Source organism: Pseudomonas sp. R11-23-07, assembly GCF_003852295.1.
Classification (GTDB): Bacteria; Pseudomonadota; Gammaproteobacteria; order Pseudomonadales; family Pseudomonadaceae; genus Aquipseudomonas.
This window is the reverse complement of sequence record NZ_CP027761.1, coordinates 974,107-995,378: the sequence shown is the minus strand read 5'-3', so window position 1 is coordinate 995,378 and position 21,272 is coordinate 974,107. Positions and strand designations below refer to the sequence as shown.

Below are 21,272 nucleotides of genomic sequence, written 5' to 3'. Positions count from 1 at the left end.
TGATCCACCGCAATCGAGGGCAAGCCCCCTCCCACACTTTGATCTACATCGGCCTTACGGTTTGTGTCCGCGCGAAAGGAATTCGTGGGACTGCATTTCCAGCAAACGACTCAAGGTGCGTTGGAATTCGAAGTTCAAGCGACCGCCCGTGTAGAGGTCCTTGAGCTCGACTTCCGCCGAGATGATCAGCTTGACGTTACGGTCATAGAACTCGTCGACCATGTTGATAAAACGCCGCGCGATGTCGTCGGTGGTCACGCCCATCTGTTCCACACCGCTCAAGATCACCGCATGGAAGATCTTGCCCAATTCGATGTAGTCGTTCTGGCTGCGCGGGCCGTCGCACAGTTGGCGGAATTCGAACCAGGCCACGTCATCGCAGGTACGCAAGGCGATGATTTCGCGGTTTTCGATCATCAACTTATCGTTTTCCACGGCCTGGGTGCATTCCGGCGTCAACGCGCGGAAGCTTTTCTTCAGGCTGTCGTGGGCCGCCTCATTGAGCGGGAAGTGGAACAGCTCCGCTTGCTCGAGGTGACGCAAACGATAGTCGACGCCGCTGTCGACGTTGACGATATCGGTGTGCTGCTTGATCAACGCAATGGCCGGCAGGAAGCGTGCGCGCTGCAGGCCATCCTTGTAGAGACCATCGGGCACGATGTTCGAGGTGGCGACCAGGGTCGCGCCGTTCTTGAACAGCTCTTCCATCAAGGTGCCGAGGATCATGGCATCGGTGATGTCGGAGACGAAGAACTCATCGAAGCAAATCACCCGCGCTTCGTCGGAGAAACGCTTGGCGATGATCGTCAGCGGGTTCTTCTCCCCCGGCAGGGTCTTCATCTCTTCGTGCACGCGCTTCATGAAGCGGTGGAAGTGGGTGCGGACCTTTTCCTTGAACGGCAGCGCTTCGAAGAAGGTGTCCACCAGGTAAGTCTTGCCCCGGCCGACGCCACCCCAGAAGTACAGGCCCTTGACCGGCGTGCGGTCTTTCTTGCCAAACAGCTTGCTGAGCATGCCCTGCTTGCTTTGCGAAGCCGCAACCAGGTCTTCGTACAGGCGCTGCAAATGACGCACCGCATTTTCCTGAGCCGCGTCATGGAAGAAGTCAGGGCGTTTCAGATCAGCTTGATATCGTTCTAGGGGCGTCATAATTTCGTTAGCAAGGCAACAAAAACGGGCCGTCACTGTAACGACGGCCCTGGATAATGGCAATCAACCCTTGGTCGGGTTAATCCTCGGAGGGTGTCAGCGCGACGCGCAAGGCGGCGATGGCGGCGTCACGGGACGCGCTGTCGGCGAACTCGGCGCTGTCGGCCACGGCCGCGTCGCCCAGCCATACGCTGAAGCCCAGGGCTTGGGTGCGTATGTCCAAGGTACCGCCGCTTTGCAATTGTTTGGTCACCGCGCCCGCCGCCTTGCCATCGGCGAAGGTGCGCGACAGCAGCAGTTGCTCGCCGTCGGCGGCCAACAGGCGGAAGCGGAAGCTGCCGTCGTCTTCACGAAAGCTCACGAAGCGCGCGGCCTTCGCCGGCTTTTTCTTGGTGACAACCGGCGCCGCAGTCTGGTTGACGAACGAACGCAAGCCCACCGCTTCGCGCAGCTCGGCGAGGAACGGTGCCGCCACGGCACGGGCCTTCTTGGCACCGACCAGCAGCAGATCTTCCATGTCTGACGGGCGCGACATCAGTTGGTGGTAACGCTCGCGCGCTTCACCCAATTGCCCATCCAGCAACTGGAACAGACGATTCTTCGCCTCACCCCAGCCCAGGCCTTGCAGCAGTTCACTGCGCAGCTCTTGCTCCTGGGCCTTGCTCGCAAATGCCTGGTACAGGGTGAACAGGTGGGACGTGTCCGGGTCCTTCGCCTCGCCGGGCGCGCGCGAGTCGGTGACGATCCGCGAGATCGCCTCCTTCATGTCCTTGGCGCTGGTGAACAACGGGATGGTGTTGTCATAGCTCTTGGACATCTTGCGGCCATCCAGGCCCGGCAAGGTGGCAACGCTTTCTTCGATCAACGCCTCGGGCATGGTGAAGAATTCTTTACCGTTGCCGAACAGATGGTTGAAACGCTGGCCGATATCACGGGCCATTTCCACGTGCTGGATCTGGTCACGGCCCACTGGCACCTTGTGCGCGTTGAACATCAGGATGTCCGCTGCCATCAGCACCGGATAGCTGTACAGGCCCATGGTGATGCCCGCATCCGGGTCTTCGCCGCTCTCTACGTTCTTGTCCACCGAGGCCTTGTAGGCATGGGCGCGGTTGAGCAGGCCCTTGGCGGCCACGCAGGTCAGCAGCCAGGTCAGCTCGGGAATCTCGGGGATGTCGGACTGGCGATAGAACGTCACCCGGTTCACATCCAGGCCACCGGCCAGCCAGGTCGCGGCGATTTCCATACGCGAACGCTGGATGCGCTGCGGGTCATCGCATTTGATCAGGGCGTGGTAGTCGGCCAGGAAGTAGAAGGAATCGGCATTGGCGTCCTGGCTGGCAAGGATCGCCGGGCGGATCGCACCGGCGTAGTTGCCCAGGTGCGGCGTGCCGGTGGTGGTGATGCCGGTGAGGATACGGGTACGCGTCGTCATGGGTAATCGCTTATCAGACTGCTATCAATTCGAGAGGCGCGGCAGCACCAGATCCTTCAGATCGGTGAGCTTGCCGTGAAAAAAGTGTCCGCATTCTGCCACTTTCAGCAGCTCATGGGGGCGTTTCAGGGCGCCAGACCAGTCGTAGACGACTTGCGGGTCGACCACTTCGTCGGTTTCCGGCTGGATTAGCGTCAACGGACAATCATGTGGCAGCACATCCGTGTCACGCAGGCGCATCACTGCGGCAGCCACCATGAACAGGTGCGCCAGCTTCTCGCCCTTGGCTTCCAGGCGCCCGCCGAGGCTGGCGGCCACATAGCCACCGAAGGAAAAGCCCAGCAGGGTGAGCGGCAGATCAGGGTGTTTTTCCCGCAGCCACGTGGCGGCCGCTTCGGCATCGTCAACTTCGCCGCTGGCCATGTCGTGGCTACCGGCACTCGCGCCGACGCCACGATAATTGAAACGCAACGTAATCAAGCCGGCATCACGGGCGGTACGTTGCAGGGTCGAGACAACTTTATTGAGCATGGTCCCGCCCTGCACCGGGTTAGGGTGGCAGATCAGCGCCAGGCCGCGTGGGGCGGGGTGATCCAGGTACAGGGCTTCCAATTGGCCCACCGGGCCATCGATCAAAACGGGGGTTTCACGCATGAGCAAGGATGAACTCCGTGACCTCTCAAGGGGTCGACTCGTCTAGCTAAAAGTCTGTGCATGGCATCATTGCGAGCTTAATCGCGGTATACAGCGCAGGTTTGAGCCGTTAACGTAAAGCAAAGCCGTTTATAGAGGAAGGACTCGTGGAACACTCGCTCTTAGTTTGGTTGTTGCCGACTCTTGCCCTGGTTGCCGGTGTCGCCATTGGATTCCTGGTTGCTCGCCTGCTGCCGAATGCCGCGCCTAACCGCACGCAGCGTCAGCTGGATGACATTCAGGAACGTTTTGACAGTTATCAGAACGAGGTTGTTACCCACTTCAACAGCACCGCGACCCTGGTCAAGAAGCTCACCCAGAGCTACCAGGAAGTACAGGATCATCTCGCCGATGGCGCTAACCGCCTGGCCCTCGACGACATCACCCGCCAGCGCCTGCTGGCCGCGTTGCATTCCGATGCACCGCAGACCCCACGGGAACGCCTGACCCCGCCCCGGGAAAACCAGGAACCGCCACGGGACTACGCGCCAAAAACGCCGGACGCCCCAGGCATGTTGGATGAACAATACGGCTTGAAGAAGTAAGTTAGCTTCCAGCAACACAAAGCCCGGCTGATCGATGATCAGCCGGGCTTTTTATTGGGCCGTTTCTGTTGCTCAGTGAAGATCCAATGTGGGAGGGGGCTTGCTCCCGATGGCGGCGTGTCAGACTCAAAGTAGGTGACTGACACACCGCAATCGGGAGCAAGCCCCCTCCCACACTTGACCCCACATGACCTTAGGCTGGCTGCTGTTCCTGCAACCGCCCACCCTCGATCCGCACATGCCGTCCATGGAAGCGCTTGAGGCTGCTGCGATGACCAACGCTGACGATGCTCAACCCCGGCAGTTCATCGATCAACGCCTGATACAGCGTCGCTTCATCCTCTTCGTCCATGGCCGAGGTGGCTTCGTCCATGTACAGCCATTGCGGCGCGAACAACAAGGCGCGGGCGAAGGCCAGGCGCTGCTGCTCGCCCGGCGAGAGCATGCGCTGCCAGTGGTTGGCTTCATCCAGACGGCTGACCAGATGCGGCAGGCGGCAGGTTTCCAGTACCTGTGCATAACGTTGCGCAGGGTAGGCGCTGTCCTCTTGTGGATAACTCAACACTGCCTTCAACGTGCCAATCGGTAAATAAGGCTTCTGCGGCAAAAACAGATAACGCGTCGCCGGCAGGCGAATGCTGCCATGCCCTGCTGGCCACAAATGGCCCATTGCGCGCAGCAGCGTACTTTTACCGCTGCCGGAACGCCCACTGAGCATCACGCGCTGACCCGGCTCCACGATCATGTCGGCGTCGGTAAGCAAGTGACGACCATCGGCCAGGTCCATGCCCAGATTCTTGATCACCAGGTGTTCGCCTTCAGGGCGCACATCGATGGCCGGGGCGCGCTCCTCGTTGTCGCTCATGGCCTGCTGGAAACTCAGCAGACGGTCGCTGGTGGCACGCCACGCCGCCAGTTCCGAGTAGGCGTTGATGAACCAACTGAAGTTTTCCTGCACATTGCCAAACGCCGAGTTGATTTGCATCAGCTCGCCCAGTTCGATCTTGCCGGTGAAGTAGCGCGGCGCGGCGACGATAAACGGGAAGATAATGGCTATCTGGCTGTAGCCGGCGGTGAAGAAGGTCAGGCGCTTGGACACTTTCATGATGTCCCAGAAGTTGTGCCAGACCTTGCCGAAGCGCGAGCTCAGGCGCTGCTTTTCATTCGGCTCGCCGTTGTAGAGGGCGATGCTTTCAGCATTTTCACGCACCCGCACCATGGAGAAACGCAGGTCCGCTTCGAAGCGCTGTTGCTGGTTGTTCAAGCCGATCAAGCGTCGCCCGATCAGGTGCGTCAGCCAACTGCCCACGGCGGCATACAGCAGCGCACACCAGAACATGTAGCCGGGAATGGTGATGCCGAACACTTCGATGCTGCCCGACACGCCCCACAGGATGATCGAGAACGACACCAGGCTGACCACGTTGCGCAGCAGTCCCAGGCCCAGGCTCAAGGTGCTGGTGGTAAAGGTATTGAGGTCTTCGGAAATCCGCTGGTCCGGGTTGTCGGTGTAGCCGCCCTGCTCCAGCTGGTAGTAGTTCTTGTGGGCAAGCCAGCGCGCGAAGTGCTTTTCGGTCAGCCAGGCACGCCAGCGAATGGTGAGCATCTGGGTCAGGTACAAGCGATACACCGCGCCGAGGATCGCCACGGCCGCGATGCCGCCGAAGTAACCGATCAATTGCCAGAAGGCGGCCGTGTCCTTCTTTTCCAGGGCGTTGTAGAAATCCTTGTACCAGTGGTTGATCCACACCGAGATCGCCACGCTGAACAGCGACAAACCAATCACGGCAGCCAGCAGCAACCAGGCCCGGCCCTTCTCTTCACTGCGCCAATACGGCGTGATCATCGCCCAGGTTCGGCGGAAGAATTGCCCACGCACCGCATCATTGACCGCGGAGTATTCAGCGTTCTGATTCATCGTTCAGGCTCGGTAGGAAATTATGACAGGCGTTTGAACCGATCATAGGCGATCGGTTCACGGCTCCGTGCAGCCTGAGGCAGATTGTTCAGTCTTCGTTCAGCGCCGTACCGGGCGCTTCTGCAGTTTGCGCTGCAACGTACGCCGGTGCATGCCCAGGGCGCGAGCAGTGGCGGAGATGTTGCCTTCATGCTCGGTCAGTACGCGCTGGATGTGTTCCCACTGCAGGCGGTCGACCGACATGGGGTTTTCCGGCACCAGGGTGTCGAGGTCAGCGTGCTCGGAAAGCAGCGCGGCGAGCACGTCATCGGCATCCGCCGGCTTGCACAGGTAGTTGCACGCGCCACGCTTGATCGCTTCGACGGCGGTGGCGATGCTGGAATAACCGGTGAGGATCACCACGCGCATTTCCGGGTCGAGTTCGAGCAGCTTGGGCAACAGCACCAGGCCCGAGTCGCCGTCCATTTTCAGGTCGAGCGCGGCGTAGTCCGGCAGGTCGGCCTGGGCGATGGCCAGGCCCTCTTCGGCTGAGCCCGCAGTGCTGACGCGAAAACCGCGACGGCTCATGGCGCGGGCCATCACGCGGGTAAAGGTGGCGTCATCATCTACCAGCAACAGATGCGGCAGTTCTTCGCCTTCGACTTGGATCTCGTCACTCATCGATATCTCCTCGTGCGACACGGGGCAGGCGCAGCTCGGTGAGCGTGCCACCTTCCTCATGACTATAGAGCTTCACTGAGCCGCCCGCGCGGGTCACGCTGGCCTTGCTCAAAAACAGGCCGAGGCCGAAGCCTTTGCCCTTGGTGGTAAAGAACGGTTTGCCGATCTGCTCGGCAATGGCCAGCGGCACGCCCGCGCCGTGGTCACGAATGCTGATGGTGACGTTTTCCGCGTCCCAGTCCAACTGCACGCCCAGGCCTTCGGGGCAGGCGTCGGCCGCATTGTTCAGCAGGTTGAGCAAGGCCTGGGTGAGGTCAGGCGGCGGCGCCATGCGCGGTACGCTGCCCTGGCCCAACAGGCTGAAACGGTAACTGGCTTCGGGACGCATCAGGTGCCAACGATTCAGCGCTTCGTCGAGCCACTGGGTGACATCCTGCATGTCTACCGCCAGGCGTCGATTGGCTTCGGCGGCGCGTACCAGTTGCTGCAGGGTCAATTTGCACTGCTTGACCTGTTCCTGCAGCACGCTGAGGTCATCCTGCAACGCCGGGTCGTGATGGTCCTGGGTCATCTCCTTGAGCAGCACGCTCATGGTCGCCAGCGGCGTGCCCAACTCATGGGCAGCACCTGCGGCCTGAGTGGCGACGGCCAGCAATTGCTGGTCGCGCAGGCCTTCTTCACGGCGAATTGCGCGCAGTTCTTCCTGGCGGCGCAACTCTTCGGCCATGCGCGCGGCAAAAAAGGTGATCACTGCGGCGGACAGCGCAAAGCTCAGCCACATCCCGTAGATCTGCAGGTTTTCCCGGGCGATGGGAAACGTCTGCAAAGGATAGAACTGCGCCAGCAGCAAGGTGTACAGCGTCAACGCGATACCCGACAGCACCACCGAATAGCGCCACGGCAACGTCACGGCGGCAATGGTCAGTGGCACCAGGTAATAAGACACGAACGGGTTGGTGGAACCGCCGGAGAAATACAGCAACACACTGTGGATAAACAGGTCGCACGCCAATTGCAGGGCATATTCCAACTCCGTGACCGGCCACGTGGTGCGCAACCGGATGGCGGTAAACGCACACAGCACGGTGGAGAACCCGAGGGTCACCGCCAGTTGCAGCCAGGGCAGCGGCAACAGGTCGAACCAATAGGCGAGCCCGACGGAACCCGCCTGTGCGGCCAAGACCAGGGTGCGAATGAACGTCAGGCGCCAGAGGTTCTGGCGGGTGGCGGAAGTCAGTTTTACGGCGGCGAGCATGAGCTCTCCCGATGAGCGCTGCAGGCGGATCGGCACGAGTATAAACGAAGCAGACCGCCTGGCACGGCGCGTGTGGCTCTTTGACGCAGGCGCGCAGATGACCGCTCGTCGGGGCTGCTACAAGATGTAGGGAATGTGTAAACCCGAAGAACCCGATGCTACCGTCTACAGTCATACCGAACACGACAATCTCAAGGAGCTTTCATGTCTCGTTTCACTCGCAGTGCAGCTGTTCTCACCCTCGGCGCCAGCGCCCTGGCCAGCCTGCCGGCCATGGCCGCCGATGAACTGCATTACAACCAGATCTCGCTGCGCGCCGAAGTCAGCCAGGAAGTGGCACGCGACAAGATGATCGTCACCCTCTACACCGAAGCGCAAAACGCCGACCCGGCCAAGCTTGCCGCTGAAATCACCACCACCATGAACCAGGCGCTGGGCCAGGCTCGCGAAGTCAAGGCCGTGACCCTGCGCCAGGGCAGCCGCAACAGCTACCCGATCTACGACAGCAAGAACCAGAAAATCACCGGCTGGCGCGAACGCGCCGAACTGCGCCTGGAAAGCGCGGACTTCCCGGCGCTGTCCAAGCTCACCGGCGAGCTGTTGAACACCCTGAAAATGGACAACATGGACTTCGCCATCGCTGACAACACGCGCAAGGCCAGCGAAGACGCACTGCTCAAGGACGCGGTTGCCGCATTCAAGGCCCGCGCGCAACTGGCCACCGATGCGCTGGGCGGCAAGGGTTACAAGATCGTCAACCTGAACTTCAACACCAACGGCTATCCGATGCCTTACGCGCGCGGTGGCATGATGATGAAAGCGGCCATGGCCGATTCAGCACCCACGCCTGAAGTGGAGGCCGGCACCAGTCAAGTCAACATGAGCGCAGACGGTGTCATTGAAGTTTTGCAATAAGTTTTCGACATACCAACAGGGCGTAATCCTTTAAGGGTTACGCCTTTTTTATTGCCGCCTACGGAACACCAGAACCGTTACGACAAACTCAAAGGCTTTAGACTACAGTTACTTTCCTCCAACTCCCCCGTTACACCCTAGAGACTTCTCGTTAAAAACCCTCGATATAAGCTCGGAACTTAAGCCCCCTCATTACCCACCCACTGTAGCGTCCACGACTACCTTGAAACAGAGCATCGAACAACCATCCAACTAACACACATCCCAACCACAGAACATTGCGCAGATCGATTCTTTTGTTTTTCGGTCAACGGCGATTATTAATCCAATCATTAATGTGAGTTGATCATGAATATAGCGGCGTCTCTCGTTCCCACGCCTACCCCCTTCCCCACACCGCCCACGAACAATCGTCAGCGACGGGGGATAGATGACTCCCACACAGCGCAAAAAAGGGCACTGGAAGAAAGGGTAGACTCACCCCCTCCTAAGAATTCGCTCGGACTGTATGCAGTTCCAGCACCGACACCCGAGCATGAGCTTGATACTTCCAAGACCGTCATCTACGGTTCAGTCAACGCTATTCCGCCAACGGCGAACTATACGCAGCACGAACGCGAGCAGCGTATCCAAGCCTACGCCGATCGTGTCGCCACGCAAATCAAGCACATCGAAAGCGACAGCGAGGGTGAGCGCAATACCAAGTTCCAGCACACTCGCCCGTTCCTCGAACCTGCTGGTTACTTCAGCGGTGGGTTGTTGGCAGCTGGCTACGACCCCCACGAGAAAGTCACGGTCACCTTCTACTCCTATGTAGGAATGGGCAAACCCCAGGAGGAAACCAATAGGGACGTACACACCTACTTTGCCTGGGAAATTGCAGCCGGAGCATTTGCCCATGACAAGGTTCCAAGGGGTGGCCCGCTGAACTTCCAGGGTATGCAAATCAGTGCGCAAGACAAAAATAAAATCGACGAACTGGAAGTGCTGGGCAGCCATTTGCAAGATCATTGGGAACATGATGTCGCCGTCCCCCTGCGCGACGCTTCGGGAGCACTTGCAAAACGCTCGGGCGAAGCAGACGCCTATGTGTTGCAGGGAACATTGCAAAGTCTACGTGACGACAAACACAGTTATGAACGTTTGACCCCTGCCGCTCAGGCTGCCATTACTCGCACACTGGAAAACCATGGGAACGCCGTCATTCCGAACCTATACGGCTATCCATTGGCCGGGTATGCCTTTATTCCCTACATCAATTACCACGGTGATTACGATCACCGCCCCAACAAAGGCCTGATGATCGATTTGAAGAACGGCACCGTCAGTGAAATAGACGGAGATGACAACTTCGCCAACTGGGCTAAACATAACCATGCCCAATTACTCAACCGTTTCAACGCCCGCGATAGGCAAGGCGGTCACGACGCTCACTGGGTAAGCGCCGGCTACGTACTCACCGCTTTGATTCTAGACAAGCATTCCACGTTTCCGGGGAGAAAGGGGCCCCTCTCGGATAAGGCCGTGCCGGTCCGAGAATTATTCAATTACGCACAATCGCGCGACAGCGATTACTACCTGAAATTCGGTGACCTCAAAAACGGCATTGCCCCTCACTATCAGGCGATGAATGCGAAAAATGCATTGTGGGCAGACCAAACCGAGGTATTTGGCGCCTCTCAGCAACACTGGAAAGAGGCAAAAGAGTTTTGGGGCAACACCTTTGGTTACTTACCCATCGTTGGCAATGCAGGCAATATCGTTTTCGGCGTGCACGATGGCCTCTATGGCCAGACCGCAGAGGATCGGGTTGGCGGCAATGCCGCGGCAGTCATATCCGGCCTGCAACTGGCGCACGAACTTGCACCCATTGGAGTGCACGGGGCAGAAGCACCGCCGGTGAACTTCTCTAATGGCGCGCATTACAGGTGGCAGTCCGATGAGCAAACACATCAGTTGGAATTAGTGCGGGTGAGCAAAGCTTCAAATCAGGCAGACCCCGTCGATGCGGGGCTAACGCCGTCGCCAGACAACGACACCCTGTCCACACCCCACTTGACCGACGAAAAAATCGCCACCCTCAGACAACTGATTTCACGCCAGGACTCGCCAAGCATTGATGAATTATTCTCCGATAAAAACAATTTCAGCACGCTGGATGGAAAAATAAGCCAACTCAAGGAAATCGATGAGCAACTCTACACCTTTGTAGATAGCACCAAGCTGGGCAAGGACACTCGTTTGAACATACTGGTGCATGGCCTATCCGATCCCACCACAGGTATCGCTAAAGTTATATATGACGGGGAACTTAATACCCCACAGGATTTACTCGACACCTTACGTTTTCAAGGCATAAACCCACAAGACTATGGAAACATTCGCCTTCTATCATGCGGCTCTGCAGATGGCGGTACCGCCTCCTTTGCCGCCGAGTTCCAGCGACTCATAGATCGCCCCGTAAAAGGTTATAAAGGCACGGTAACGGTGGGCGTGACGCCGGAAGCAATAAAGCGCTTCACCGACAGAATTGAAAACCACTATGTACACCAAGCCAAACAAAAAAACATCACGATGACGGACAGCCTCAGAAATGACATCAGACTTCTCGCCGAACGCGATGTTAATGAAGATGTAATGAAGCACTTCAGAACCTTGAAGAAAAACCCATACTGGAACCCCTGGAAGTGGTGGACCTTTGAATACAACCCCGTTCGCTTCGACCAACGTAGCGCATCACGATGAGGGTCGTGCCTCTTTCCATGTACACCCTTACATCGTCAAACTTTCGCTCTCCGTGCATTTTTTTATAAGCTGATCCTAAGCGCCCTGACCAAAACATGTGCGCTGCCTGAACCGTGCAGACGGCAATTTAACCTATCGTCACTCCCACACTGACGACAACCTCGGTTATCTTCGTTTGAGTTCGGGCAGCGCTTTATGTCTGTCATTTCAGGGGGCATCATGGAAAGAATCATCTTCAAACCGCTACTTCTCGCCGCCGGCATTCTGGCCTTCACGCCACTGGCCCAGGCGGCCACCACCCTGGTCTACTGCTCCGAAGCCAGCCCCGCCGGCTTCGACCCCAGCCAATACACCAGCGGCACCGAGTTCGACGCCTCCGCCGAAACCGTGTTCAACCGCCTTACCCAGTTCAAGCGCGGCGGTACCGAAGTCGAGCCCGGCCTCGCCACCCGTTGGGAGGTCTCCGAAGACGGTCTCACCTATACCTTCCACCTGCGCGACGGCGTCAAGTTCCATACCACCGATTTCTTCACCCCCACCCGCGACTTCAACGCCGATGACGTGGTGTTTACCTTCAACCGCCTGCTGGATGCCGAGAGCCCGTTTCGCAAGGCCTACCCCTCCGAGTCGCCCTACTTCACCGACATGGGCTTGAACACCACGATCAAGAGCCTCGACAAACTCGACGAACACACCGTGCGCTTCAACCTGAACAACGTTGATGCATCGTTCGTACAGAACCTGGCGATGAGTTTCGCTTCGGTGCAATCGGCCGAATATGCCGCCCAGCTCTTGGAACAGGGCAAGGCCGAGGACATCAATCAGAAACCGGTCGGCACCGGCCCGTTCGTGTTCAAGCGCTATCAGAAAGACTCGCAGATCCGCTACGTTGCCAATAAGCAGTACTGGAAACCCGAGGACGTGAAGCTCGACAACCTGGTATTCGCCATCACCCCTGACGCCGCCGCGCGCGTGCAGAAACTCAAGGCGGGTGAATGTCAGGTCAGCGGCTACCCGCGCCCGTCCGACATCGAGGTGATCAAGCAGGACCCAAACCTGCGCGTGCAGCAGCAGGCCGGCTTCAATTTGGGTTTCCTGGCGTACAACGTCACCCACCCGCCGCTGGACCAACTCAAGGTGCGCCAGGCGCTGGATATGGCCATCGACAAACCGGCCATCATCAAGGCCGTTTACCAAAGCGCCGGGCAATTGGCGCAGAACGCTCTCCCTCCCGCGCAGTGGTCTTATGACCCGACGATCAAGGACGCCCCCTACGACCCGGCCAAGGCCCGGGCGCTACTAAAAGAAGCAGGGGTTGCACCAGGTACCACCATCAACCTGTGGGCAATGACCGTGCAACGCGCTTCCAACCCGAACGCGCGCATGTCGGCACAAATGATCCAGCAGGATTGGGCCAAGGTCGGCATCAAGGCCAACATCGTCAGCTATGAGTGGGGCGAATACATCAAGCGCGCCAAAAATGGCGAGCATGACGCCATGATCTACGGCTGGACCGGCGATAACGGCGACCCGGATAACTGGCTCGGCGTGCTCTACAGTTGTGCCGCGGTCAAGGGCAGCAATTACGCCAAATGGTGTAACCCGGCCTATGACAAGCTGGTGCAGCAGGCCAAGGTCAGCAACGACCGCGAGCAGCGCATCAAGTGGTATCAGCAGGCTCAACAAATCCTTAAGGAACAAGTACCTATAACGCCTATTGCGAACTCGACAGTTTTCCAGCCGCTGCGCAAGGAAGTTCGCGATTTCAAGATCAGCCCCTTTGGGCTGACACCCTTCTATGGCGTGAGTCTAGATAAGTAACAACAACGCCCCAACCGAGTGCACTAGACACGTCGGTTGGGCCTTTTCGGTGCGCGCGGCGCACCGAAAAAACCCGCCAAATAGATGCATTTATGTCGAAACTTTCATAAATGCGACATTCTTGTACGCCCGTCCCACTGTTTGGCGCTTGCAACCGTTCAACATCTTGCAATGGGTATGGCGCCTGCATAAGTATCCGCAGGCCGACTCACGAGGTCGCCCTCACCACCAAAAATGACAACAAATCATGAGGCCAACATGCTTAAACACGCAGTCCTTCCGTTCTTAGTGAGCGCTGGCCTTATGGCCGCAGCCCCGTTTGCCCAAGCGGCAACTAACCTGGTGTTCTGCTCCGAAGGGAGCCCGGCCGGTTTTGACCCAGGCCAGTACACCACCGGAACAGACTTCGATGCCTCGGCCGAAACCATGTTCAACCGCCTGAGCCAGTTCGAACGTGGCGGCACCGCCGTGATTCCTGGCCTTGCTACCAGCTGGGACGTGTCCCCGGACGGCCTGACGTATACCTTCCACCTTCGGGAAGGCGTCAAGTTCCACACCACCCCGTATTTCAAGCCGACGCGTGAATTCAATGCCGATGACGTGCTCTTCACGTTCAACCGCATGATCAACAAGGACGACCCGTTCCGCAAAGCCTACCCCACTGAGTTCCCGTACTTCTCCGACATGGAGATGGACAAGAACATCAAGAACATCGAAAAAGTCGATGACCACACCGTCAAGTTCACCCTTGGCACCGTGGACGCCGCCTTCATCCAGAACCTGGCGATGAGCTTCGCCTCGATCCAGTCGGCCGAATACGCCGCCCAGCTGTTGAAGGAAGGCAAGGCCAGCGACATCAACCAGAAGCCAATCGGCACTGGCCCGTTCGTGTTCAAGAGCTACCAGAAAGACTCCAATATTCGCTTCACCGGCAACAAGGAATACTGGAAGCCTGAAGACGTCAAGATCGACAACCTGATCTTCGCAATCTCCACGGACCCATCGGTTCGCATCCAGAAACTGAAGAAGAACGAGTGCCAGATCACGGCCTATCCTCGCCCGGCGGACATCAAGCCACTGGAAGCGGACAAGGACATGAAGATGCCGCACCAGGCCGGTTTCAACCTGGGTTACATCGCCTACAACGTGATGCCTGTGCTTAAAGGCCAGACCACGCCGAACCCATTGGCTGACCTGCGGGTTCGCCAGGCGCTGGACATGGCGGTGAACAAGCAGCAGATCATCGACTCCGTGTACCAGGGCGCTGGCCAACTGGCCGTCAACGCCATGCCGCCAACCCAGTGGTCGTATGACACCACTATCAAGGATGCCAAGTACGACCCGGCAAAAGCCAGGGAACTGCTCAAGGAAGCCGGCATCAAGGAAGGCACCGAGATCACCCTGTGGGCCATGCCAGTACAGCGTCCGTACAACCCGAACGCCAAGCTGATGGCCGAGATGCTGCAGAGCGACTGGAAACAGATCGGCCTGAAGGTCAACATCGTCAGCTACGAGTGGGGCGAGTACATCAAGCGTTCCAAAGGTGGTGAGAACCAGGCCATGATCATTGGCTGGAGCGGTGACAATGGTGACCCGGACAACTGGCTGGGCACGCTGTTTTCATCCCCGGCATTGAACGGCAACAACTTCTCCAAATTCGTCAACAAAGACTACGACGCCCTGATCAGCCAGGCCAAGGCGACCACAGACGTTGCCAAGCGCACCGAACTGTACAAACAGGCGCAACAACTGCTTAAACGTGAACTGCCTTACACACCTATCGCGCACTCGACGGTGTATCAACCCATGCGCAACACCGTGCAGGACTTCAAGATCAGCCCGTTTGGCTTGAACTCCTTCTATGGCGTCAGCGTAAGCGGCAAGTAAGGATCGATACGGCGACGCTCATAACGTCGCCGTTATTACATCTGCCAGGCCCGTAGGAAACAGACCACACCCGCAAGCGTTGCCGCCTTACAGCAATGAACTGCGCTTCGTGCCTCCGTTGCCTACAGGGTCAATCCGATTTGGCGCATTTACTGTGAAGTCCGCGACCCATAACGTCGTAGGACTACAGAGGTACCAATTTGGGAAAGGCACTTACCGCATGTGGGACCAGTGATGTCCCCTTGGCTACAGGCCTGAGGGATTGCTCGCTGTTGATAACTACACACAAGGATTGGAATCGTCATGCGCCATACCACCGTTCTATCCGCAATGTTTGCCGCCAGCCTGCTGGCTGTGGCCACCACGGCTCAGGCCGCCGAAAAGAAGAGCCTGGTGTTCTGCTCCGAGGGCAGCCCGGCGGGCTTTGACACGGCGCAATACACCACCGCCACCGACAACGATGCCGCTGAGCCGTTATACAACCGCCTGGTCGAGTTCGAAAAAGGTGCGACTGATGTAGTGCCTGGGCTGGCAACCAAGTGGGATATTTCCGAAGACGGGCTGACCTACACCTTTCATCTGCGCGAAGGGGTGAAGTTCCACAGCAACAAGGAGTTCAAGCCGACGCGCGACTTCAATGCCGACGACGTGCTGTTCACGTTCAACCGCATGCTTGACCCCGACCACCCGTTCCGCAAGGCCTACCCTACCGAGTTTCCGTACTTCAACGGCATGAGCCTGAACAAGAACATTGCCAAGGTTGAAAAAACCGACCCGCACACCGTGGTGATCACCCTGAATACGGTGGATGCCGCGTTCGTGCAAAACATCGCCATGAGCTTCGCCGCAATCCTCTCGGCCGAGTATGCCGAGCAATTGCTCAAGGAAGGCAAACCCAGCGATATCAACCAGAAGCCCATCGGCACTGGCCCGTTCGTGTTCCAGCGTTATCAGAAAGACTCGCAGATTCGCTATGTGGCCAACAAACAGTATTGGGACCCCAGCAAGGTCAAGCTCGACCAGTTGATCTTCGCCATCAATACCGACGCCTCGGTGCGTGTGCAGAAGCTCAAGGCCGGCGAATGCCAGGTCACCCTGCACCCGCGTCCCGCTGACGTCGACGCGCTCAAGGCCGACCCGAGCCTGCAACTGCTGACCAAGCCCGGCTTCAACCTTGGCTACATCGCCTACAACGTGCGCCACAAACCCTTCGACCAGCTCGAAGTGCGCCAGGCGCTGGACATGGCGGTGAACAAGCAGAGCATCCTCAACGCGGTGTACCAGGGCGCCGGGCAACTGGCGGTCAACGCCATGCCGCCGACCCAGTGGTCCTACGACGACAGCATCAAGGACGCCGCCTACAACCCGGAAAAAGCCAAGGAACTGCTCAAGGCCGCCGGCGTGAAGGAAGGCACTGAGATCACCCTGTGGGCGATGCCGGTGCAACGTCCGTACAACCCCAACGCCAAGCTGATGGCGGAAATGCTGCAGAACGATTGGGCCAAGATCGGCCTGAAAGTGAAAATCGTCAGCTACGAATGGGGCGAATACATCAAGCGCACCAAGAACGGCGAGCACGATGTCAGCCTGATCGGCTGGACCGGTGACAACGGTGACCCGGACAACTGGCTGGGTACCCTCTACAGCTGCGACGCCATCGGCGGGAACAACTACTCCATGTGGTGTGACCCGGCGTACGACAAGCTGATCAAGCAAGCCAAGGTCGTGACCGACCGCGAACAAAGGACTGTTCTGTACAAACAGGCGCAGCAACTGCTCAAGCAGCAGGTGCCGATTACGCCAGTCGCCCACTCGACGGTCAACCAGCCGTTGAGCGCCAAAGTCGAAGGCTTCAAGGTGAGCCCCTTCGGCCGCAACGTGTTCTCGGGCGTCAGTATCACCCCATAAGAAAAAATAACCGGATGGCGAAGGGCCAAGCGGCCCTTCGGCAAACGTGCAGCCTTTTGTTGGGATTTTTCCTACGCCAAACGTTTGCAATAGCTTGAACGAGTTACACACCCAATAGCCGGTTCACCTAAAAAGACCGGCATAAAAAAGAGAACCAAAGGAGCTTCACCCATGAAACTGAGCAGCAAAGCGCTTCTGGCCTTGGCCATCAGCAGTATCACGGCCACCGCCTACGCTGAAACGCAGAGCCAGGACTTCGTTCCTACCACCCTGGCCGGCACCAGCGCGCAAAGCGAAGCCAAAGGCTTTATCGAAGATTTCAGCCTGGGCGGTACCACGCGTAACTGGTACTCCCATGAAAGCAAATACCGTGGGGGCACCTTCGCTTACCAGAAGCATGGTCAGACCCTGACCGACCGTAACCGTACCAACTGGGTACAGGGCACCATCCTCAACGCCAGCTCGGGTTTCACCCAGGGCACTGTTGGCGTCAAGACCGAAGTGGCGGTGTACAACGCGCTGGTGCTGGACCGCAGCAAGCGTGACATCAAAGGCGGCTCCAACCGCACCCTGGCCGACTCCAACGGCGACGCCGTAGACCAGTGGAGCAAGCTGGGTCTGGCCAACGTGCAGTTCCGCGTGTCCAACACCACCTTGACCGCCGGTCGCCAGAACTTCAGCAGCGGCATCGTCGATACCATCGGCAACCGTGCGCTGCCTTCCAGCTTCCAGGGTGTGAGCTTCAACAGCGAAGAGTTCAGCAACCTGTCGTTCCAGGGCGGTGTTTTCGATCGCGTGTCACCGCGTAGCGAACAAAGCCTGTCGAAATTCCGCAGCGAATACGGCAATGGCGCAGAAACCGACAAAGTCTCCACCCTGGGTGTGAACTACCAGCCGCTGAAAAGCCTGAAGACCAGCTTCTTCGCCGCCAACGTGAAGGACTTCTGGAACCAGTACTACTTCGGTGCTACCCACGAATTGGGCGACGCCAAGCAACTGGGCCTGACCACCGGTTTCAACTACTACAAGACGGTCGATGAAGGCAAAAAAGAGATGGGGGAAATCGACAACGATACCTTCTCCCTGTCCCTGGGCCTGACTCACCAGGCACACAGCCTGACCTTCGCTTACCAGCAAGTGAACGGTAACGAGTACTTCGACTACCTGCACGAAACCAACGGCATCTACCTGGCCAACTCCCTGACCTCGGACTTCAACGGCCCGAACGAGAAGTCCTTCCAGATCGCCTACGCCATCAACATGGCCGAATACGGCGTGCCAGGTCTGAAGTTCAACGCCTACTCGGCGCGCGGCTGGGACATCGACGGCACCCACTACACCGGCAACAACGGCCGGGCCAAGTTCGCCTACGACGGTATCCAGTCCCAGGACGGCGAGAAGCACCAGGAATACGGTGTAGGCGCTTCTTATGCCCTGCAAAACGGCCCACTCAAAGCCACTACCGTGCGCGCAACCTATGTTGAGCACCGTGGCAGCGAGTTCCAGTCCGACGGCAGCATCAAAGAGTTCCGTCTGGTCACCACCATTCCGTTCAACATTCTTTAATTAGCGCCAGGCAGGCGGCGGGCTCAGGACGAGCCCGCCGCCTACGCGTTTCTGGCTCCATCGATTGCAGAGGGCTCTGAATGAAAATGCTCCCGTTACAAGCTGCCATGGCCGCTGCGCTGCTGAGCGTGGCGATCGGCGTATCGGCCAAACCGCTGGTGGTCTGCACCGAAGCCAGCCCGGAAGGTTTTGACCCGGTCCTGTATACCACCGCCGTGACCGCTGACGCCGCTGCGGAAACCATGTTCAACCGCCTGGTGGACTTCAAGCCCGGCACCACCGAAGTCGTTCCCGCGCTGGCCAAAGACCTGCCCGAGATCAGCGCCGATGGCCTGACCTACACCTTTCACCTGCGTGACGACATCAAGTTCCACACCACCGACTATTTCAAACCCACGCGCAACCTGAACGCCGACGACGTGCTTTGGAGTTTCCAGCGTCAGCTGGACCCGAATCACCCTTGGCATAAAAAGTCCCTCGTGGGCTACCCGTATTTCGAAAGCATGGGCTTCAAGGAACTGCTCAAGAGCGTAGAGAAGACCGATGACCACACCGTCGTCTTTACCCTGACCCGTCCTGAAGCACCCTTCCTGGCCGACCTGGGCATGGCATTCTCTTCAATCCATTCGAAGGAATACGCCGACCAGTTGCTCAAGTCCGGCAAGACCGAAGACCTCAACGCCAAGCCCATCGGCACTGGCCCGTTCATCTTCACCCGGTATCAGAAAGACGCCCAGGCGCGCTTCAAGGCCAACCCCGACTACTTCCGTGGCAAACCGGCAGTCGACCCGCTGATCCTGGCGATCAGCACCGATAACAACGTGCGCCTGCAGAAGCTCAAGGCCAATGAATGCCAGATCGCGCTGTTCCCCAAGCCGGATGACATTCCAAGCATCAAGAAAGACCCAAACCTGAAAGTCGATGAACTGGCGGCGATGACCACCAGTTACACCGCGTTGAACACGACCCACAAATACATGAGCGATGCGCGGGTGCGTCACGCGATCAACATCGCGTTCGATAAGGCCGGCTACACCGAAGCGCTGTTCGGCAAAGGCAATGCGGTGGTGGGGACTGGTCCTTATCCGCCGACCTTGCTGGGTTTCAGCGACAAACTGAAGAATCCGCCTCGCGATCTGGACAAGGCCCGCGCCCTGCTCAAGGAAGCCGGCGTGCCGGAAGGCACCGAATTCACCCTGTTCACCCGTAACGGCGGCGGCCCGACCAACCCCAACCCGATGCTTGGTGCCCAGCGCATGCAGGCGGATCTGGCGCAGATCGGCCTGAAGGTGAATATCAAAGTCATGGAATGGGGCGAGATGCTCAAGCGCGCTAAAAACGGCGAGCACGATATGGTTTCGGCTGGCTGGGTCGGTGATAACGGCGACCCTGACAACTTCCTGACGCCAAACCTGAGTTGCGATGCAGCGAAAAACGGCGAAAACTACGCGCGCTGGTGTAACAAAGAGTTTCAGGACTTGATCGACAAAGCGCGCGCCACCGCTGAACCCGCCCAGCGCGCCGCACTCTATGAACAAGCCCAGGACGTTTTCGACAAGGACCAACCATGGCTTCCCATGGCTTATCCGAAACTGTTCACCGCCATGCGCAAGAACGTAGAAGGCTTCACCCAAAGCCCTCTGGGGACTAATAACTTCGCCACCACCCAGGTGAAGTAAATAAGAAAAACGCTCGGCGCCGTCGACCCTGACGGCGCCGAACCTGCCTAACCGGCTGATTGAGGTACACACCAAGATGTTTAGTTTTATTGCCCGCCGACTGGGGTTATTGATCCCCACGTTCTTCGGCATCACGTTGCTGACCTTTGCGTTGATTCGCATGATTCCAGGCGACCCCGTAGAAGTCATGATGGGCGAGCGGCGGGTTGACCCCGAAATGCATGCCCAGGCAATGGAGCGCCTTGGCCTTAACAAGCCGCTGTATGCGCAATATCTGGATTACGTCGGCAAGCTCGCCCAGGGCGACCTTGGCGAATCGCTGCGTACCCGCACCAGCGTGTGGACCGAGTTCACCGCACTCTTTCCGGCGACCCTGGAACTGTCCATCGCCGCCCTGTTGTTCGCCGGTATCCTGGGCCTGTTGGCCGGGGTGATCGCGGCCTTGAAACGAGGATCCCTGTTCGACCATGGGGTGATGGGCATCTCCCTGGCGGGATATTCGATGCCGATCTTCTGGTGGGGCCTGATCCTGATCATGTTCTTCTCGGTGAGCCTGGGCTGGACCCCGGTTTCCGGGCGTATCGACCTGCTCTACGACATCGAGCCGCGCACCGGCTTCATGCTCATCGACACCCTGCTGGCCGACGAGCCGGACGCGTTCTGGGACGCACTGCACCACCTGATCCTGCCGGCCATCGTGCTGGGCACCATCCCGCTGGCGGTGATTGCGCGGATGACCCGCTCGTCGATGCTCGAAGTGCTGCGCGAAGACTACATCCGTACCGCCAAGGCCAAGGGCCTGTCGCCGGCGCGCGTGGTGTTCGTGCACGGCCTGCGCAATGCGCTGATCCCGGTATTGACCGTGGTCGGCCTGCAAGTCGGCACGTTGCTGGCCGGTGCGGTACTGACCGAAACCATCTTCTCGTGGCCCGGCATCGGCAAATGGCTGATCGAAGCCATTGGCGCGCGGGACTACCCGGTGGTGCAAAACGGCATTCTGTTGATCGCCTGCCTGGTGATCCTGGTGAACTTCGTGGTGGACATCCTCTACGGCTTCGCCAACCCACGCATCCGTCACCAGCGCTGAGATCATGAC

At 58.4% G+C, this 21,272-nt stretch carries 15 protein-coding genes; 9 read left to right on the top strand and 6 right to left on the bottom strand.

The features are described from left to right. Window positions 1–54: 54 nt before the first annotated feature. The 3 genes from zapE to C4J84_RS04295 all read right to left on the bottom strand — a co-directional run bounded on the left by zapE (window position 55) and on the right by C4J84_RS04295 (window position 3,238). Window positions 55–1,149 carry a cell division protein ZapE gene (gene zapE / locus C4J84_RS04305; RefSeq protein ID WP_124434968.1) on the bottom strand — a complete coding sequence of 365 codons (1,095 nt, stop codon included), beginning with the start codon at window positions 1,147–1,149 and terminating at the stop codon, window positions 55–57. Between the two features lie 79 nt (window positions 1,150–1,228). Next, the gene (locus C4J84_RS04300; RefSeq protein WP_124434967.1) at window positions 1,229–2,584 is read right to left on the bottom strand and encodes a tryptophan--tRNA ligase; all 1,356 of its coding nucleotides are present in this window, start codon (window positions 2,582–2,584) and stop codon (window positions 1,229–1,231) included. Window positions 2,585–2,608: 24 nt separating this feature from the next. Further along, the gene (locus C4J84_RS04295) at window positions 2,609–3,238 is read right to left on the bottom strand and encodes an alpha/beta hydrolase (RefSeq protein ID WP_124361281.1); all 630 of its coding nucleotides are present in this window, start codon (window positions 3,236–3,238) and stop codon (window positions 2,609–2,611) included. Between the two features lie 146 nt (window positions 3,239–3,384). Here C4J84_RS04295 and C4J84_RS04290 point away from each other — a divergent pair, with 146 nt between their 5' ends. Further along, entirely contained in the window at window positions 3,385–3,822 is a 438-nt protein-coding gene (locus tag C4J84_RS04290; RefSeq protein WP_124434966.1) for a YhcB family protein, read from the top strand. Window positions 3,823–4,015: 193 nt separating this feature from the next. Here C4J84_RS04290 and C4J84_RS04285 read toward each other — a convergent pair whose 3' ends face one another. The 3 genes from C4J84_RS04285 to C4J84_RS04275 all read right to left on the bottom strand — a co-directional run bounded on the left by C4J84_RS04285 (window position 4,016) and on the right by C4J84_RS04275 (window position 7,655). Then, entirely contained in the window at window positions 4,016–5,740 is a 1,725-nt protein-coding gene (locus tag C4J84_RS04285) for an ABC transporter ATP-binding protein/permease (protein WP_124434965.1), read from the bottom strand. 99 nt (window positions 5,741–5,839) lie between these two features. Further along, window positions 5,840–6,400 (bottom strand): response regulator transcription factor, encoded by a 561-nt coding sequence (locus C4J84_RS04280; RefSeq protein ID WP_010565532.1) that lies wholly within the window; start codon window positions 6,398–6,400, stop codon window positions 5,840–5,842. After that, window positions 6,393–7,655, bottom strand: coding sequence for an ATP-binding protein (locus tag C4J84_RS04275; RefSeq protein WP_124434964.1), 1,263 nt, complete (start codon window positions 7,653–7,655; stop codon window positions 6,393–6,395). The genes C4J84_RS04280 and C4J84_RS04275 overlap by 8 nt, the downstream gene beginning before the upstream one ends. Window positions 7,656–7,859: 204 nt before the next feature. Here C4J84_RS04275 and C4J84_RS04270 point away from each other — a divergent pair, with 204 nt between their 5' ends. From C4J84_RS04270 to C4J84_RS04235, 8 genes are all read left to right on the top strand, one after another. Continuing rightward, window positions 7,860–8,570 carry an SIMPL domain-containing protein gene (locus C4J84_RS04270; RefSeq protein WP_124428676.1) on the top strand — a complete coding sequence of 237 codons (711 nt, stop codon included), beginning with the start codon at window positions 7,860–7,862 and terminating at the stop codon, window positions 8,568–8,570. A gap of 348 nt (window positions 8,571–8,918) precedes the next feature. Further along, the gene (locus C4J84_RS04265) at window positions 8,919–11,315 is read left to right on the top strand and encodes a hypothetical protein (protein WP_124434963.1); all 2,397 of its coding nucleotides are present in this window, start codon (window positions 8,919–8,921) and stop codon (window positions 11,313–11,315) included. A 219-nt stretch (window positions 11,316–11,534) separates the two neighbouring features. Continuing rightward, entirely contained in the window at window positions 11,535–13,136 is a 1,602-nt protein-coding gene (locus C4J84_RS04260) for an ABC transporter substrate-binding protein (RefSeq protein ID WP_124434962.1), read from the top strand. Window positions 13,137–13,394: 258 nt separating this feature from the next. Further along, entirely contained in the window at window positions 13,395–15,023 is a 1,629-nt protein-coding gene (locus C4J84_RS04255) for an ABC transporter substrate-binding protein (RefSeq protein ID WP_124365814.1), read from the top strand. Window positions 15,024–15,326: 303 nt separating this feature from the next. Then, on the top strand, window positions 15,327–16,931 hold the full coding sequence (locus C4J84_RS04250) for an ABC transporter substrate-binding protein (protein WP_124434961.1): 1,605 nt from the start codon (window positions 15,327–15,329) through the stop codon (window positions 16,929–16,931). Between the two features lie 171 nt (window positions 16,932–17,102). After that, window positions 17,103–18,497, top strand: a complete 1,395-nt coding sequence (locus C4J84_RS04245) for an OprD family outer membrane porin (RefSeq protein WP_124434960.1) — start codon at window positions 17,103–17,105, stop codon at window positions 18,495–18,497. 80 nt (window positions 18,498–18,577) lie between these two features. Then, window positions 18,578–20,176 (top strand): ABC transporter substrate-binding protein, encoded by a 1,599-nt coding sequence (locus C4J84_RS04240; RefSeq protein WP_124403069.1) that lies wholly within the window; start codon window positions 18,578–18,580, stop codon window positions 20,174–20,176. A 76-nt stretch (window positions 20,177–20,252) separates the two neighbouring features. Continuing rightward, on the top strand, window positions 20,253–21,263 hold the full coding sequence (locus C4J84_RS04235) for an ABC transporter permease subunit (protein WP_124361271.1): 1,011 nt from the start codon (window positions 20,253–20,255) through the stop codon (window positions 21,261–21,263). Window positions 21,264–21,272: the final 9 nt, after the last annotated feature.